This is a genomic window from Pseudoalteromonas shioyasakiensis, assembly GCA_013391845.1.
In the GTDB taxonomy this organism is placed as follows: Bacteria; Pseudomonadota; Gammaproteobacteria; order Enterobacterales; family Alteromonadaceae; genus Pseudoalteromonas; species Pseudoalteromonas apostichopi.
On the sequence record CP058414.1, the window covers coordinates 2,866,732 to 2,882,066 of the forward strand.

At 40.5% G+C, this 15,335-nt stretch carries 15 protein-coding genes and 1 tRNA gene; 5 read left to right on the forward strand and 11 right to left on the reverse strand.

The genetic code is table 11. The features are described 5' to 3' along the window. Positions 1-63 precede the first annotated feature (63 nt). Positions 64-1,722 carry a gamma-glutamyltransferase gene (gene ggt, locus HYD28_13125; protein QLE09816.1) on the reverse strand — a complete coding sequence of 553 codons (1,659 nt, stop codon included), beginning with the start codon at positions 1,720-1,722 and terminating at the stop codon, positions 64-66. Positions 1,723-1,783: 61 nt separating this feature from the next. Then, complete coding sequence (locus tag HYD28_13130; protein QLE09817.1) at positions 1,784-2,344, reverse strand: GNAT family N-acetyltransferase; 561 nt, start codon at positions 2,342-2,344, stop codon at positions 1,784-1,786. Positions 2,345-2,393: 49 nt separating this feature from the next. Here HYD28_13130 and HYD28_13135 point away from each other — a divergent pair, with 49 nt between their 5' ends. After that, a complete protein-coding gene (locus HYD28_13135) occupies positions 2,394-2,762 on the forward strand; it encodes a hypothetical protein (protein ID QLE09818.1) in 369 nt (122 codons plus the stop codon). 39 nt (positions 2,763-2,801) lie between these two features. Here the strand turns inward: HYD28_13135 and HYD28_13140 are convergent, their stop codons facing one another. Next, positions 2,802-5,024 (reverse strand): TonB-dependent receptor, encoded by a 2,223-nt coding sequence (locus tag HYD28_13140; GenBank protein ID QLE09819.1) that lies wholly within the window; start codon positions 5,022-5,024, stop codon positions 2,802-2,804. Between the two features lie 670 nt (positions 5,025-5,694). Here HYD28_13140 and HYD28_13145 point away from each other — a divergent pair. The 3 genes from HYD28_13145 to HYD28_13155 all read left to right on the forward strand — a co-directional run bounded on the left by HYD28_13145 (position 5,695) and on the right by HYD28_13155 (position 7,501). After that, complete coding sequence (locus tag HYD28_13145) at positions 5,695-6,141, forward strand: response regulator transcription factor (protein QLE10561.1); 447 nt, start codon at positions 5,695-5,697, stop codon at positions 6,139-6,141. Between the two features lie 365 nt (positions 6,142-6,506). Continuing rightward, complete coding sequence (locus HYD28_13150) at positions 6,507-7,349, forward strand: VOC family protein (protein ID QLE09820.1); 843 nt, start codon at positions 6,507-6,509, stop codon at positions 7,347-7,349. Then, positions 7,349-7,501 carry a hypothetical protein gene (locus tag HYD28_13155; protein QLE09821.1) on the forward strand — a complete coding sequence of 51 codons (153 nt, stop codon included), beginning with the start codon at positions 7,349-7,351 and terminating at the stop codon, positions 7,499-7,501. Before HYD28_13150 ends, HYD28_13155 begins: the two co-directional genes overlap by 1 nt. A 42-nt stretch (positions 7,502-7,543) precedes the next feature. Here the strand turns inward: HYD28_13155 and HYD28_13160 are convergent, their stop codons facing one another. The 8 genes from HYD28_13160 to rlmE all read right to left on the reverse strand — a co-directional run bounded on the left by HYD28_13160 (position 7,544) and on the right by rlmE (position 14,948). Further along, positions 7,544-8,488, reverse strand: coding sequence for a general glycosylation pathway protein (locus HYD28_13160; protein ID QLE09822.1), 945 nt, complete (start codon positions 8,486-8,488; stop codon positions 7,544-7,546). 194 nt (positions 8,489-8,682) lie between these two features. Continuing rightward, positions 8,683-8,767, reverse strand: a tRNA-Leu gene (locus HYD28_13165). A gap of 77 nt (positions 8,768-8,844) precedes the next feature. Next, the gene (gene secG, locus HYD28_13170; protein QLE09823.1) at positions 8,845-9,192 is read right to left on the reverse strand and encodes a preprotein translocase subunit SecG; all 348 of its coding nucleotides are present in this window, start codon (positions 9,190-9,192) and stop codon (positions 8,845-8,847) included. A gap of 1 nt (position 9,193) precedes the next feature. Further along, a complete protein-coding gene (locus HYD28_13175) occupies positions 9,194-9,943 on the reverse strand; it encodes a triose-phosphate isomerase (GenBank protein QLE09824.1) in 750 nt (249 codons plus the stop codon). 69 nt (positions 9,944-10,012) lie between these two features. Next, positions 10,013-11,368, reverse strand: a complete 1,356-nt coding sequence (gene glmM, locus HYD28_13180; GenBank protein ID QLE09825.1) for a phosphoglucosamine mutase — start codon at positions 11,366-11,368, stop codon at positions 10,013-10,015. Then, positions 11,361-12,209, reverse strand: coding sequence for a dihydropteroate synthase (gene folP / locus HYD28_13185; GenBank protein QLE10562.1), 849 nt, complete (start codon positions 12,207-12,209; stop codon positions 11,361-11,363). The genes glmM and folP overlap by 8 nt, the downstream gene beginning before the upstream one ends. 105 nt (positions 12,210-12,314) lie before the next feature. Continuing rightward, a complete protein-coding gene (gene ftsH, locus HYD28_13190) occupies positions 12,315-14,261 on the reverse strand; it encodes an ATP-dependent zinc metalloprotease FtsH (GenBank protein QLE09826.1) in 1,947 nt (648 codons plus the stop codon). Between the two features lie 57 nt (positions 14,262-14,318). Further along, positions 14,319-14,948 carry a 23S rRNA (uridine(2552)-2'-O)-methyltransferase RlmE gene (rlmE, locus tag HYD28_13195; protein QLE09827.1) on the reverse strand — a complete coding sequence of 210 codons (630 nt, stop codon included), beginning with the start codon at positions 14,946-14,948 and terminating at the stop codon, positions 14,319-14,321. An 88-nt stretch (positions 14,949-15,036) separates the two neighbouring features. Between rlmE and yhbY the strand changes: the two genes are divergently transcribed. Further along, positions 15,037-15,333, forward strand: coding sequence for a ribosome assembly RNA-binding protein YhbY (gene yhbY / locus HYD28_13200; protein ID QLE10563.1), 297 nt, complete (start codon positions 15,037-15,039; stop codon positions 15,331-15,333). Positions 15,334-15,335 lie beyond the last annotated feature (2 nt).

The following is a 15,335-nucleotide window of genomic DNA, read 5'->3' on the forward strand; positions in this document are numbered from 1 at the left end:
ACAGCTCATCAAATCGAAAAAAGCACCCTCGGGTGCTTTTTTTGTGTCTGGTTTAAAGTTTAATTAAAACACCATCGCCTTACCACGGCCAGATGCTTCAGATGCCGCATCTAATTTACCGTCTTTATTGATGATTACATGCATATCACCAAAATGGCGTTCATCAAGTGTATAACCCATTTTCTCTAGGGCTTTAACAACCTTTGGTTCAAGACCTGTGTGATATCTAATCACATTTTTAGGCCATAACTGGTGATGAAAGCGTGGGCTGTCTACCACTTGCTCTGCAGTCATATCAAATTCAACCGCATTTAAAATAGACTCATACACAGAGCTAATAATCGTGGTGCCACCAGGAGAGCCAGTAACCATTTTTACTTTATTATCCTGAAGTAAAATTGTTGGTGTCATTGAGCTTAACATACGTTTATGAGGTTGAATTTCGTTAGCTTTGCCTCCAATTGCACCAAATACATTCATCACACCTGGTTTGGCACTGAAGTCGTCCATTTCATCATTCAAAATAAAACCAGCGCCCGATACAACCACACCACTACCAAAGCTAAGGTTTATCGTCGTGGTATTAGCGACTGCATTGCCCCATTTATCAATAATGGAAAAATGCGTTGTTTGCTCGCTTTCATACAAACCTGGTTTGATATTCTCGGTTGTTGAAATGACATCTGGGCGAATTGTACTTGCTCGTTTAGCAAGGTAATCATTTGCAAGTAGAGCTGTTTTTGGCACTTCATAAAAATCTGGGTCACCTAAATATTCAGCTCTATCAGCAAACACGCGTTTACCTACTTCAGCCAAAATATGTACATACGCTGTAGAGTTGTGTTCAAGATTTTCCTTTGGTTTTGCAAGGTCATACATTTTTAGCCACTGTAAAATAGCAATGCCACCAGAACTTGGCGGTGGCGATGTGAGCACTTCGTAACCGCGCCAATTGCCTTTGATTGGTGTACGTGATTTAGCTTGATAGGCTTTTAAGTCTTGCTCGTTAATAATACCGCCATGTTGCTTCATAAAATCAGCAATGATCTTTGCTGTCTCACCTTCATAAAAGCCAGCCTTACCTTGATCACGAATACGTTTCAGTGTGGCGGCAAGTTCCGGCTGCTTGAATACCTTGTTTGCTTTGGCATCAGCAAAGTAATCTGCAAAGTTAATGTTGACCGACTTGTTAGCCATGCGCTTAATGTAACGCTCAATGCTGGCGGCTAATTTGGGATGTACCACAAAACCTTGTTCTGCTAACTTAACTGCAGGCTCTAGCAAAGTTTTCCACTCTAAACTGCCGTGCTTTTGATGTGCAAGCCACATACCAGCAACGCTTCCCGGAACACCGCTTGCGTGAATACCATATACCGACATGTTGTCAATAACATTGCCTTTATCATCAAGGTACATATCGCGATGAGCTGCAGCAGGGGCTGTTTCGCGGTAATCTATAAAATCACCTTTGCCATCTTTTTGGATCAGCATAAAGCCACCACCACCTATATTACCTGCTTCAGGCAGGGTGACAGCTAATACAAATTGTGCAGCTATTGCAGCATCAACAGCGTTACCGCCCTGCTCTAAAATAGCGCGTGCAGTATCACTGCTGTAACTATCTGGCATAGCTACAGCCGCTTGCTTTGCAAAGCTTAACGGATGAAAGAATATCGCGGTAACGATGAATAGATGTGCCGCGTATTTGACTAAATTTGCCATGGTACTTCCTTTTTCTTGATGTTATTTTGACCATTTAGACATGTGTAACCCTTAAGGTCAATTAGTTACGATTAACTTGCCCAAGCTGCTCTTTAAAACACGAATAAAGTACAGCTGGTATGTCGCCATGCTCATCATTATGCATATAATCCTTTACATGAGTTAGACCCAACTTTTCCATCACTTTTATAGACCCTACATTTTCTTTCAATGCAGTCGCTGAAAGCGATTTAACTACAGGGTCCTGACACACCGTATGCGCAACAGCTAGTGCTGCCTCAGATGCATATCCCTTGCCCCAGCTCATTTGCTTAAAGCGCCAACCAATTTCTAAATCACTGAAATCAGGCTGTTCAAAGAAACCCATGGGTCTTACCAATACCCAACCGATAAAGGTATCGCTGTCGTTGATATTTACTTGCCATAGCCCCCACCCTTTTTGCTCATTTCGATAAGCATTCATACGAGGAATAAATACCTCTTTGATTGTCTCCATACTGCTTACTTTGCCACGAGTTAAATATTTCATTACCTCAGGGTCGTTATCGAGTTCATAAAGTAGATCGGCATCATTTTCATCCATTAACCGAAAACTTAATCGTGCTGTTCTAGCTATATTCATTTTTTATTGCTTATACTGCTTAATAGTTGATTAACCATTAGAGAAAAATATGAACAAATTAGCAAGCTTAGTTTTATTTGGCTGTATTGCCTTAACGGGTTGTGATGATGCAGAGCAAGCCAAAAAAGATGCCAACGAAGCAAAAGATGAAGTAAAGCAGGCGCTAACCGATGCTTGGAGCGATGTAAAAGACGCCACCAATGAGTTTAACGACGACTCGCTGCAAGAGTTACTCGAAGAGAGTAAAAAGATGGGCTTGAGCATGTATGACGACGGTAAAGAAATTGCCTTAGATGCATGGATTGAAAGCAAAGAAGCTGCTGGTGAGCTTTCTGAAAAAACCAAGCAAAAAGCAAAGGAACTTGCTGAAGAGTTAAGAGAAGCACGCGAAAAACGCGAGCAAGAGAAAAATAATTAAAAAGAAGGGCAAGTATTTACTTGCCCTTTTTTGTATCAATTAAAGCTCAAATTCTTTTTTGAATTTTAAGCCAAACTCACTGCGGTCATTACTGCGCATTACACCAACAAAACCAGATTGTTGTAAACGACCCACATCGTATACTTCGTTTAACACGTTCTCACCGTAAAGAGTTACTTCAAAGTCACCATTCGGGTTTAAGTAAGAGATATTAAAACCTACTAATTCACGAGAATCAATGTGTTCACTTTGGTTGTAAACTGATTGGCCTTGCATATCGCTACGGTATGAGTAGTTAGCGTTTAAAGCAACTGTGCCACCGTTACTTAAATCAATGAAATAAGAAGGTGCGACCATAACAGTCCAACGTGGTGTGAGTGCTGGTGAATCACCTTTACCAATACCTAATACACCGTCATCAACTTCTGTAATTTCTGAATCTAGGTAACCAATTGCGCTGCGTAGAGTAAAGTCATCAGTGAATGCGATAGTTGTCTCAAGCTCAATACCTTGTGCTTTAGACTCACCCGCATTTTCTACGATAGTAACAAAGCCGCCACCTGCAGTTGGATCTGAGAATGGTAATGCAAGGTCTGTGTAATCAGTAACAAACACAGCAAGCATCATAGATACGTCTTCATGTATCTGACCTTTAAGGCCTAGCTCATAGTTAATCGCTTTTGTTTCGTCGAAAGAAACAAATTGATCAGGGCCACCAAATGGACGCGGTGGGAAACCACCTGTTTGATAACCTTTTTGGATTTGGCCATACACGTTCATGTTATTGCTAAGCTGGTACGATGCATTTAAATCCCATGTTACTGCATCAAAATCTGCACTTACATATTTACGTGCCGCAAAGGTTGGGAACAAAGCATCGGCTTCTTTTTTATCTTTCGAATAACGTAGACCACCACCTACAGTTAAATCGTCGCTTAGATCATAACTTGCATTAATATAAGCCGCGTATGAGTTAGTCTCTTGATTAATATCAAAGTAACCGTAATCACCAAACGACGCTGTAGTACCATCATTCAGAAAGCCATCTGGTGTATTAAACGGGCTAAATACAAACGGACCAGAGCTTGTGAAACCATCTTCATTAAAGAAGTATAAGCCAGATACAAAATCCATATTATCAAAACTACCGTTTAATTGGATTTCGAATGAATATTGATCTGCGCCGCCTTCTTCAGGGAATTCAGATAAGTTAAGAGCAACAGCGTCATCATCCAGACCACCTTCATACTCTGAGCTACGGTAGCTGGTAATGAACTTAGCTGTGTAAGTATTATTTATGTCCCAATCAGCTGTTAATGAAGTACCCCAGCCTGAATAAGCCGTCGACTCAATACCCGCTGCAGTTGTTGCTAAATCATCAGGATCGCTTGGTAACATATCTTCTGTTAGCAATGGAAAATCACCATTGAATGGGTCATTCGGGTCAAGTGGCGCGGTTAATTCAATTGTATATGGCGATTGGCCTGACTCGTTATCAACACCATCAACAGAGAAGACAAAAGATAAATCGCTGCTTGCTTGCCATTTAAGCGCCATACGACCGCTTAGTTCTTGCTCTTCACCGATTTCTTTTTCTGGGTTAGCAAGGTTAATCGCTTCACCTACACCATCGCGTTGCTTATAAGACACGCTTGCAGACATGCTTACAGTGTCGGTAAGGCTGTTATTAAAGTAAACGTCACCGGCTAAACGACCACGGCTACCTACTTTTGCCGTTGTCGTTACAATGCCTTCGTCACCAGGTTGCTTAGTAATAATATTTACTGCACCACCTAACGTGTTACGACCATACAAGGTACCTTGTGGACCACGTAATACCTCTACACGCTCAACATTTGGTAATGATAAGTTTGAGCCCATTTGACGACCTAGGTAAACACCGTCTAAGTAAACACCCACGCCTGGATCGGTTGTGATCACGTGGTCTTGTAAACCAATACCACGAATAAATACAGATGCATGGGCCGCATTACCTACACCATAACGAGTGATGTTTAGGTTAGGTACGTATTTACCAATGTCTTCTAGGTTGCTTATGTTCGCTTTATCAATCAGGTTTTCTCCGATTGATGTCACTGCAGTTGGCGACTCAAAAATGCTTTCTGTACGCTTACGCGCTGTTACTTCGATTTTTTCGAAAGCATCTTGTTTAGCAGTGGTTTTTTCTTGCTCAGCAAAAGCTGAAGTAGATAATGCAGCAACAATAGCTACAGTTAACTGTGAGAGGTGACGTAATTTCAATTAAAACTCCAAAGGATACCGTGTGTGTGTATTTTTACCCGTAAATTTCAGGCATAAAAAAAGACGCTTAGGTATAAGCATCTTTCCTCTGGAGGGGTATTATATGTCAGTTTTGTGAAAACATGTATATTTTTTTTAATTTTTATCAAAAATTGTATAAATAAACCACATTAACATCTCATTTCAGAATTATAAGTCATCGCAGTCTTTGCAAATAGTAAATAAAAATAAATGTTTAGTTTTGTTTTAGTTCAAGAACCTAACTCCGTAACACAATTTAAATGAACAAACATGAAGCAACCTTTACTAATATTCATATAAATAACGACAATTTTCAGAAATTTCTCGCCTTGTAGGAGGTACTTTCTTCAGCTAATGTTTAATTAAATACTCCTAAGCAATCAAAAGCTAACTAAACATTAATTTGCTCAACATTTTCCTATGTTGGCATTCCATTATTTAAAAGTAATAATCAGGAACACAAATTACTTGTTATCATTTAGCGGTAGTTATTGACGTGAATATGGATTTTCTAATTAATAAAAACGCGGATGATTCTGTATCATCTGTTTTAATTCATCCTTACTGTGTTGCAAGCGATGATAAAACTCTACTACTCAATTACGACTCTTTAGACACTTTGACTAATCGTGAATTAATAAGTGAGTTTATGAAAGCTCATGGATATCATCATCTAGTTATTTTTAACATGCCCCATAGAGCTGACGTTCTATCTCTTAAAGACTGGCCAAAATTGAAAGGGCTATTTTATAAAAACACCAAAACAGATATTTTTGAACAAGGACTGCAAGAAATTAAAAAGGGTTCGCTGTGGTTTCCAAGAACAGTCAGTGATAAATGGATGAGAGAAATGCTGGAAACTGAGCAAAAAAATCAAATCCGATCAAATAACTTAACGTTTAAAGAATCTAAAGTACTTCATTTGCTCTCCTCTGGCGCAACATGCCATCAAATAGCTGATACGTTGTTCATTAGTGAAGCAACTGTTCGAGTTCACCTGCACAAGATATACCAAAAGATTAATGTTAAAAATAAACAAAAAGCTCTACAGTGGTGCAAGAGGAATATTAATAAGATCAATAAGCTTGCAGGCTAATCTGCAGGCGAATTGTACCCCTGTACTGCCGATGAACCACCTTCAACATCCTGACCATTTTGATTAGATGGTAACTGGCACTTAAGCTATGACTGGGTGATTAATTTTCAAAATCAATATTAACTCGCTAACACAGATAATAATTAACTTATTGCTTTTATGATGAATTCTTATTAAGAGGCTAAATACATTCAACCGATGACTTTCAACTGATTTATACAAAACAGTTAATAAGACTAAAAACACAATTATAAAAATAGTGGCAAAGCATCAAAATGAGGTCATTAAATAACTGTTTTTTGATTGAATAACAAACAAATAATGGTCTATGCTTTTATTTGACCCTATTTTGCAAGGAGCAAATTTTGAAATTACCCACTCCCTTACGAACTGCGATTTTATTGGCTGTTTCAGCGGTTCCCTTGGTAGGTTGCCAGCTTACCTCAAGCGAACTTCCCGCAATCAGTGATTCAGGAACAAAAAACTCAGGTCACGTTGTCTGGCACGATTTAATCACCCCCAATTTGGCTCAATCTCAAGCATTTTACGCCAGCGTGTTTGGTTGGCAGTTTAAAGAAGTTAACGACAACTATACACTAGCATCACTAGAGGGTAAGTTAATTGCAGGCATTGCTGAGCTCGATAATAAGCAAAATGCCAGCCATTGGCTGAGCCTTATCAGTAGCAAAGATATAGCTGCTGTCAGTGAAAAAACTATCAAAGCCGGAGGTAAAGTCTTAGTAAGCAGTACCGAAATTAAAGGCCGTGGCACTATTGCTGTATTAGAAGACCCACAAGGGGCTGTATTTTCGCTGATCAATACAGTTAATGGTGACCCAGAAACTCAGCAAACTGATAACGGCTGGATTTGGCAAGAAGTATGGAGTGATAACCCAGATCAAAGCAAAGCCTTTTATCAATCACTTGACAGTTATTCAGCACAAAGTAAACCACTTAACAATGGCAATTACAGTTACTTAGCTTTAAATGGGACACCTGCTATTGGCTTTGTAAAAAAACCAGATGCCGAGATTGGTAACACATGGGTAAATTACATCAAAGTAGCTGATGTTGATGCGACCCTATTAAAAGTAACCGCCGCAGGCGGCATAGTTCTGATGGCACCAAATGACAAAGTCCGTAATGGCAGCGTCGCAATTATTCGTGATCCAGCGGGTGCTGGTATTGTAATTCAGGAGCAAATGTAATGAATAAAAAAATGATTCGCTTAGCTGCTCTTGCGGCTGCACTGTTAGCTTTAAACGCCTGCACCCCCTATGCAAGCCTAGATATTAATGCGCCGTTTAAAGTAGGCCCTGTATATGTTAATCCGAGCATTGGTATTGGCGGTACACTTTAATAAATTATAGGGCTCTGCGTTTTAAACAAAGCGCCCTATTCATTAATGTTTTACTTTTAAGCGCTGAACCTGTGTAAGCACATCTTCAGCCTTAGCGCCTAAGTAAACGTAAATAGCAAGAGCAATCAAAAGTCCAACTACAGCAAACATCATCAAAACAGCGGGTATAACATACTCTGTTTGCCCTAGTGCTGCTTTAAACATGGTAAGCAAAGCTTCTATTGATACCGCAATCAGTATTGTTGAGATAAAGCGCGTAATCGTGCGTCTTGTCGAGCTGTGACGAAAAATATCCTTATGCATAAGAATTTCTTCTTCCAGTATAGTTTTCCCTAAATCGAAAATAGCCAAAGCTAAAGTAACAAAGATAATAATAGTAAATGGCTTAAGAGGATCTGACTGTATATCTTCATTCAAGACTAAATCCACCATACCAGCAAACACCTTATATAACAGATAAATTACCAAGCAAAACAAACAGCCAACAATCAGACCATAACCAACCCTGAAGTAAGGTGTCATTCTTGCTCTCTTAATATCTCCCATAATAAATTCGATTAACTCAGTTAAGCACACATCAATTACCAAAAATTGCTGTTTACCTTTTTCGGAAGGAATCATTTTAATAACTGAAATACATAAATGCTTTGTTGCTGTCGAAATATACGGCGAAGTAAAATGGGGATCAGGCGAAGCTGAAGCAAGTAAGAAATAAGGCCGAGCGCTTAAGTCCTGACCAGCCCCTACATGCGCGAGTTTTTTCTTATATTGACGTTTAAAACAAACATTATAACCCTGCTGAATACCTTGTTCATTCAAGCAATATTGTAATTCTAGAAATGGATATTGATTGACTAGCTGCTGATATTCTTGCTTGTTAGTTAAAGATGCCTGAACGCTTGCCAGTATTGAGAGCAGTAAATTATGAATAAGCACTTGTTGCTCTTCATAGCGTTCAATAGCACTTAAATAACTCATTCTTGCCATTTTGCTTCCTTAGAGTAATAGACACACTAAGCTAAGCAAGGAAGGCTCCAAATTTGTAACGCCTTGATAATCAGTTGATTGGAGGATTTGAAGATTTAAAAACAATGATCAAGGCACTATAAAAGTGCAGAGTATAATTAAAAAGCACTAAAACGAAAAAAGCCGTAACTTATTAAGTTACGGCTTTTTAATTTTGGTGCGGATGGGGGGACTTGAACCCCCACGGCCGAAGCCACCACCCCCTCAAGATGGCGTGTCTACCAATTCCACCACATCCGCATACAATTCTGTATGTTGTTAAGCTTGTTGTTTACTTGAGGAATGAAAACTACTTAACAATAATTAGTAAAAACTAATTAGTTAGGTACGTCAGACGCTTTTTCTTCTGTCACAGGCACATCAGTTTGTGCTGGTGTTACAGTTTCAACAGCTGGCGCAGCCTCTAGGTTTTCCCACTCATCAGTCTTTTTAATTTGACCTGCAGTAAGGTTGCCCAGAACAATACTTAGTACGAAGAAGATCGTCGCTAAGATTGTTGTTGTTTTAGTCATGAAGTTACCAGCACCTGATGAGCCAAACACAGTTGCAGAAGCACCTGCACCAAATGATGAACCCATATCAGCGCCTTTACCTTGTTGGATTAAAACCATACCAACTAATGCTAAAGCAACGATTAAATAAACTACTAATAAAATTTCGTACATCTTATACGGTCCCTTTTGCACTTTCACAGATAGCAGTAAACGAATCTGCTTTAAGACTCGCGCCGCCAATAAGGCCACCGTCTATATCTGGTTGTGCAAATAATAATTCGCTATTTTTTTCATTCACGCTACCACCATATAAGATGGTTAGTTGCTGTGCTATTTCGCTATCCGCAGAAGCAATTTTCTCACGAATAAACTTATGTACAGCTTGCGCTTGCTCAGGAGAGGCAGTCTTACCTGTGCCAATGGCCCAAACGGGCTCGTATGCTACCACAGAATTCTTCAGTGCTGCTACACCTAATTTGCTAATTACAGCATCAATTTGTGCTGCAACCACTAATTCAGTTTCATTTGCTTCACGTTGCTGTTCACTTTCACCAACACATAGAATAGGTGTTAAGCCAACTTGCTGCGCTCGTGCAAACTTATCTGCAACAACGTCATCTGACTCACCGTATATGCTACGACGTTCAGAGTGACCAACAAGTGTAAAAGTTGCGCCTAAGTCTTTTACTAACTGGGCATCTACTTCACCAGTAAACGCACCAGCATGATTTTCAGAGACTGTTTGCGAACCAAAAGTTACGTTTTGTTGCTGCAAAGAACTCAACAATGGGAATGGTGGAAACACCACTATATCCAGTTCATCCGATTGAACATTTTTGATAGCAGTTGATAACTGTTCAACAAGCTCTAAAGAGCCGTTCATTTTCCAATTACCTGCGACCATCGGCTTACGTGTTGCCATTATTCCACTCCACATTAGAAAGCGGGCAAGATACTAACTCGACTTGCCCAAAGTTACAAGAGGTTATTGTTATGCCTCGGTTTGTTTGCTCACAGTTTCGACAACTTCGGCAATTTTGCGTGCGCTATCAAGAACAACCTTTTCCTGTTCAGCTTCAACCATTACTCGTACAACTGGCTCAGTCCCTGATTTACGCAGTAATACACGACCTGTATCACCTAACTGTTCTTCAACCAGTGCTACCATATCAACGACAGCTTGATCTTGCGTTGGATCAGTGCCTTGTGGGTAACGCACATTGATCATTTTCATTGGGTACTTTGTAAAACCAGCCCCTAAGTCTTGCAATGTTTTATTCTGAGCAACCATCGCAGCCAACACTTGTAAGCTTGAAATAATGCCATCACCCGTGCTAATTAAATCAAGGTTTAATACGTGACCTGAGCTTTCACCACCGATTTTCCAACCATTTTCTTGCAATAACTCCATTACATAACGGTCACCTACTTTACTGCGAGCAAAACCAATGCCACGTGCTTTTAAGGCATTTTCAAGACCCATGTTTGACATAACAGTACCAACAACACCACCACCTAACATATCGTCGTTGGCTGCTTGACAAGCAATGATATAAACAATGTCATCACCATCAAAAATTCGCCCATTATGGTCAACCATCATTACACGGTCACCGTCACCATCGTAAGCAATACCTACATCAGCATTGTGCTCAAGAACTTTACGTTTTAGGGTTTCAACGTGAGTTGCACCACATTCAAGGTTAATATTTACACCATTTGGCTCACAAGCATGACAGATAACCTCAGCACCTAACTCACGCATTACTGAAGGAGCAATGTGATAGGTAGCACCATTTGCGCAATCAAGAACGATTTTTAAACCTTCAAGTGATAAGCCTTGCGGGAATTGGCTTTTACAAAACTCAATGTAACGGCCATCTGCCGTTTCTAAACGACGTGCTTTACCAAGTTTATCAGAGGCAACACAGGTCATTGGTTCGTCCATCATAGCTTCAATTTCAAGCTCAACTTCATCTGGTAGTTTTAAACCTCTGCTTGAAAAGAACTTAATACCATTATCGTGGTAAGGGTTATGAGATGCACTAATTACAATCCCCGCTTCGGCGCGGAAAGTTTGTGTAAGATACGCCACCGCGGGAGTCGGCATAGGGCCCAATAATACAACATCGATGCCAGCAGCTATTAAACCGGCTTCAAGTGATGTTTCGAGCATATAGCCAGAAATACGGGTATCTTTACCAATAATAACCTTTTTCGTCCCTATTTTTGATAATACGCGACCTGCTGCCCAGCCTAACTTCAATGCAAATTCAGGAGTGATTGGAAACTCACCAACCATACCGCGAACACCATCCGTGCCAAAATACTTTCTTGTTTTACTCATTTGTTATTCCTTTCGTGCATGCTTGCCAAACGCTAAGCACATCAACTGTTTCTTGTACGTCATGAACGCGGATAATTTTCGCACCATTTTGTGCTGCAATCAGCGCACCTGCTAAGCTTCCCGCTAAGCGTTCATGTGTTTCTCTATTTAATAAATTACCGATCATCGATTTACGAGATAACCCCGCGAGAACCGGTAACTTGAATTGATTAAATACATCAAACTTATTTAAGATTTCGTAATTATGAGCCAGTGTTTTACCAAAACCAAAACCTGGGTCTAAAATAATACGCTGTTGCTGAATACCCGCTTGCTCACATTTGGCTAAACGCTCTGCAAAGAACTCATTAATATCAGTAAACAAATCATCATAGTGTGGGTTACTTTGCATAGTGCGAGGCTGACCTTGCATGTGCATTAAGCAAATTGCCACCTCAGGGTATTGAGCTAAGACCTCAATAGCCCCAGGTTCTTGCAATGCTCTAACATCATTAATGATGTCAGCACCAGCAATAATCGCTTGGCGCATGACTTCACTTTTACTGGTATCAATGGAAATAATGCAGTCGCTAGTTTTTCTAAGTGCTTTGACTAAAGGTATAACTCGCTCAAGCTCATCTTCAAGAGATACATCTGGAGCCCCTGGACGTGTTGACTCGCCGCCTATATCTATTATTTTTGCACCTTGGTTTAATAATATTTGAGCTTGCTTGACAGCGCTGTCTAGTTGGCAGTAGCTGCCACCATCAGAAAATGAATCAGGAGTGACATTTAAAATCCCCATCACGACAGGGGAATCGAGGTGTAAAATACGACCTCGGGGTAATTTAAGAGCGGTCATTTTTACCTTCAAATCTTCCATGCATTTGCTCTACTAACAAAGAGCCAATTTAATGCTAAAAAAAAACCCCGGCATCCGGGGTTTTTGCTGTGTATATTTTAACGATTATTCAGCTTTGTCATCAAGGCTTGTTTCATCCTTTTTTACTGAATCATCCTCTTTTGTCTCGTTGGCTACAGGCTCTGCTTTTGCTGTAGGCTTTTTATCATCTGAACGACGGTCATGAACATCACGCGGCTCTCGTACAGGCTGACGTGCCATTAAGTCATCAATTTGACCGGCATCAATTGTCTCGTACTTCATTAGTGCATCTTTCATTGCATGTAAGATATCAATGTTATCTTTAAGGATTTGCTCTGCACGTTGATAGTTACGATCTGAGAATAAACGAACTTCTGTGTCGATCACTTTTGCTGTTTCATCAGACATGCTCATAGAACGGCTACCGCCGCCACCCATGTACATTTCGTTTTGATCTTCAGCATAAAGTAACGGACCAAGTTTCTCACTTAGACCCCATTGGGTAACCATTTTACGAGCAATATCTGTTGCACGTTCAATATCGTTACTTGCACCGGTTGTAACTTTGTCTTCACCATAAATTAGCGCTTCGGCGATACGACCACCATAAAGGCTAGAAATCATTGACTCTAATAGCTCTTTTGAGTGGCTCACACGATCTTGCTCTGGCAAGTACATAGTGACACCTAGCGCACGTCCACGAGGAATGATAGACACTTTATAAACCGGATCGTGTTCAGGTACCATGCGACCAACAATCGCGTGACCCGCTTCATGGTAAGCAGTCATTTCTTTTTCTTGCTCACTCATCACCATGGTCTTGCGCTCTGCACCCATCATGATTTTATCTTTTGCGGCATCAAATTCAGCCATGCTTACTACGCGCTTGTTCCCACGAGCTGCATATAATGCTGCTTCGTTAACTAAGTTTGCAAGGTCTGCACCAGAAAAACCTGGCGTACCACGTGCAATAACAGCGGCTTCTACGTTGTCACCTAAAGGCACTTTACGCATATGAACTTTAAGGATTTGTTCACGGCCACGAATGTCAGGAAGACCAACAACAACTTGGCGGTCAAAACGGCCAGGACGTAATAACGCAGGGTCTAATACATCTGGGCGGTTAGTTGCAGCAATAACGATAATACCTTCGTTACCTTCAAAGCCGTCCATTTCAACCAGCATTTGGTTCAGTGTTTGCTCACGTTCATCGTGACCACCACCCATGCCAGCACCACGTTTACGGCCTACTGCATCGATTTCATCAATGAAGATGATACAAGGTGCTGCTTTTTTCGCTTGTTCGAACATATCACGTACACGTGATGCACCAACACCAACAAACATTTCTACGAAATCAGAACCTGAAATTGTGAAAAACGGCACTTTAGCTTCACCAGCTACTGCTTTAGCAAGTAACGTTTTACCAGTACCTGGAGGACCAACCATCAACACGCCTTTCGGGATGCTGCCACCAAGCTTTTGGAATTTTGATGGGTCACGTAAGAAGTCAACTAACTCAGTCACATCTTCTTTCGCTTCGTCACAACCCGCTACGTCAGCAAAAGTCGTTTTAACTTGGTCTTCGCTCATCAGGCGCGCTTTGCTCTTACCAAAAGACATCGCACCTTTACCGCCACCGCCTTGCATTTGACGCATGAAGAAAATCCATACACCAATAAGCAGTAACATTGGGAACCAAGAGATTAAAATGCTGGCGAGGAATGACTGCTCTTCAGGCTTAACGCCTTTAACATTAACATTGCTTTTTAAAAGATCATTCAAGATGTCTTTATCATACATAGGCATGATGGTTTGAAAGCGTTCACCGTTTGTTTTGGTACCTGTAATAGTACCCGTTGTGCTTTCAATAGAGACTTCTTGGATAGCGCCACTACGAGCGTCGCTAACAAATTGAGTGTAACTTGTTTGGCGATCAGCCTGATCACCACCATTAAAGCTCTGAAACACTGACATTAGCACTACTGCAATGACCAGCCAGAGTATTAGATTTTTCGCCATATCGCTCAAGGAGTTAACCTCTTGTATCCAATTAATTTAAATTCAACTTAACGCAGCACAACTGTACTACAGTTTGTAGCCTGTCGCCACTATATAAACTTCCCGAGAACGGGCGCGTGATGCATCAGGCTTTCTAATTTTCACCGCTTTAAAGCTATTACGTACTTCCTGCAAGTATTGATCAAATCCTTCGCCTTGGAAGACTTTGACACAAAATGCGCCATTTTTCTTTAAAACTTGGTGGCACATATCTAATGCCAACTCAACTAAGTACATACTACCAGCTTGGTCAACAGATGTATTGCCGCTCATATTTGGCGCCATATCAGAAAAAACAACATCCACGTTTTTTCCATCAATGCGTGTCAATAGAGCATCAAGCACCGCTTCTTCACGAAAGTCACCTTGTAGAAAGTCAACACCTGCCAGCGAGTCCATAGGTAAAATATCACAAGCAATAACTTGGCCTTTGTCACCTACCTTTTCCGCTAAATATTGCGACCAACTACCTGGTGCAGCACCTAAATCAACCACAGCCATCGATGGTTTAATTAATTTATCTTTGTTCTGAATTTCGTCTAATTTGAAAACCGCACGAGAACGCCAGCCTTTCTTTTGCGCTTCGTGAACATAAGGATCGTCGAAATGTTCCTTCAGCCAACGCTTAGAACTGGCTGAATGTTTTTTATTTGCCATAAATTAATACGTAACTAATTAGTAATATTCTCTAGATGGCGTTAGAATACCCTTAATTCAAGCCATATTCAGCAAAATTTGTAACATGATGAAATTATCGAACAAACAAAAGCAGTTTTTAAAAGGCCAAGCGCACAGTTTAAAACCTGTTGTATTACTTGGTGCAAACGGGTTAACCGAAGGCGTTTTAGTTGAAATTGAAAGCGCTCTAGATATTCATGAGCTAATCAAAGTTAAAGTTCCTACTGACGAACGTGAAACTAAGACATTGATTTTTGATGCTATTGTTCGCGAGACAGGCGCAACAAAACTACAAACAATTGGCCACACAATTGTGTTGTATCGCCAAAGCGAAGAGAAAAAGATTCAATTACCACGCGGTTAATC

What these genes read in the sequence shown, in the direction of transcription:
- ggt (QLE09816.1), bottom strand. Translation starts at nt 1,722, where the DNA reads ATGGCAAATTTAGTCAAATACGCGGCACATCTATTCATCGTTACCGCG.
- HYD28_13130 (QLE09817.1), bottom strand. Translation starts at nt 2,344, where the DNA reads ATGAATATAGCTAGAACAGCACGATTAAGTTTTCGGTTAATGGATGAA.
- HYD28_13135 (QLE09818.1), top strand. Translation starts at nt 2,394, where the DNA reads ATGAACAAATTAGCAAGCTTAGTTTTATTTGGCTGTATTGCCTTAACG.
- HYD28_13145 (QLE10561.1), top strand. Translation starts at nt 5,695, where the DNA reads ATGAAAGCTCATGGATATCATCATCTAGTTATTTTTAACATGCCCCAT.
- HYD28_13155 (QLE09821.1), top strand. Translation starts at nt 7,349, where the DNA reads ATGAATAAAAAAATGATTCGCTTAGCTGCTCTTGCGGCTGCACTGTTA.
- HYD28_13160 (QLE09822.1), bottom strand. Translation starts at nt 8,488, where the DNA reads ATGGCAAGAATGAGTTATTTAAGTGCTATTGAACGCTATGAAGAGCAA.
- secG (QLE09823.1), bottom strand. Translation starts at nt 9,192, where the DNA reads ATGTACGAAATTTTATTAGTAGTTTATTTAATCGTTGCTTTAGCATTA.
- HYD28_13175 (QLE09824.1), bottom strand. Translation starts at nt 9,943, where the DNA reads ATGGCAACACGTAAGCCGATGGTCGCAGGTAATTGGAAAATGAACGGC.
- glmM (QLE09825.1), bottom strand. Translation starts at nt 11,368, where the DNA reads ATGAGTAAAACAAGAAAGTATTTTGGCACGGATGGTGTTCGCGGTATG.
- folP (QLE10562.1), bottom strand. Translation starts at nt 12,209, where the DNA reads ATGACCGCTCTTAAATTACCCCGAGGTCGTATTTTACACCTCGATTCC.
- rlmE (QLE09827.1), bottom strand. Translation starts at nt 14,948, where the DNA reads ATGGCAAATAAAAAACATTCAGCCAGTTCTAAGCGTTGGCTGAAGGAA.
- yhbY (QLE10563.1), top strand. Translation starts at nt 15,037, where the DNA reads ATGAAATTATCGAACAAACAAAAGCAGTTTTTAAAAGGCCAAGCGCAC.